The organism is Candidatus Clostridium helianthi (assembly GCF_045310795.1).
GTDB lineage: Bacteria > Bacillota > Clostridia > Clostridiales > Clostridiaceae > Clostridium > Clostridium helianthi.
The window spans coordinates 1-556 of sequence record NZ_JBJIAB010000118.1 but is presented as its reverse complement, the minus strand read 5'-3'; the positions used below and the strand labels follow the sequence as shown (position 1 = coordinate 556).

Below are 556 nucleotides of genomic sequence, written 5' to 3'. Positions count from 1 at the left end.
TAATCCTTCTATGTTGCTACCTAATAATAAAGCTGTAAGATTTACTCCTAATTCATCAGCAATTCTTCTACCTTCACCAAGTAGTTCTAAAGATACTTTTTGTAATTCGCCTTCTCTTTGTTCAGCAAAGACCCAAACGCCTTTGTAATCTGCTATATTCATAATAAATTACCCTCCTATTATCTTAGATGTAGTGTTTTTCTTTTAATTTTCCTACAACATAGTATGCTGCATTTTTAGGTGCTTCTCTTACGATTTCTCCTGCACCTTTAACTTCCTTAGTCATTGACTTCTTAACCTTTGTAGGTGAGCCTTTAAGCCCTAATTCAGCTACATCTACATCTATATCAGCTGCGCTCATAACTTTGATTTCATCATCTGAAGTTTCGAATATATCTACAACATTCATATATCTAGTTTCATTTAATTCTTCGATTGCAGTTAATAGACATGGAGTTTTAACTTCTACTACTTGATGTCCATCTTCTAGTGCTCTATTTACTATTAATGTATTTCCTTCAACTTTAACGTCTTGAACGTAAGTTACTTGAGGAAT

Annotated in this window: 1 protein-coding gene and 1 pseudogene; both read right to left on the bottom strand. The window is 33.1% G+C overall.

Translation table 11 applies throughout. From position 1 onward, the window contains the following. Positions 1 to 162 (bottom strand): annotated as a pseudogene (locus ACJDTP_RS27440) (electron transfer flavoprotein subunit alpha); the annotation flags it as partial. A gap of 22 nt (positions 163 to 184) precedes the next feature. Continuing rightward, the coding region (locus tag ACJDTP_RS27435) for an electron transfer flavoprotein subunit beta/FixA family protein (RefSeq protein ID WP_406763008.1) at positions 185 to 556 on the bottom strand (372 nt) is incomplete at its 5' end.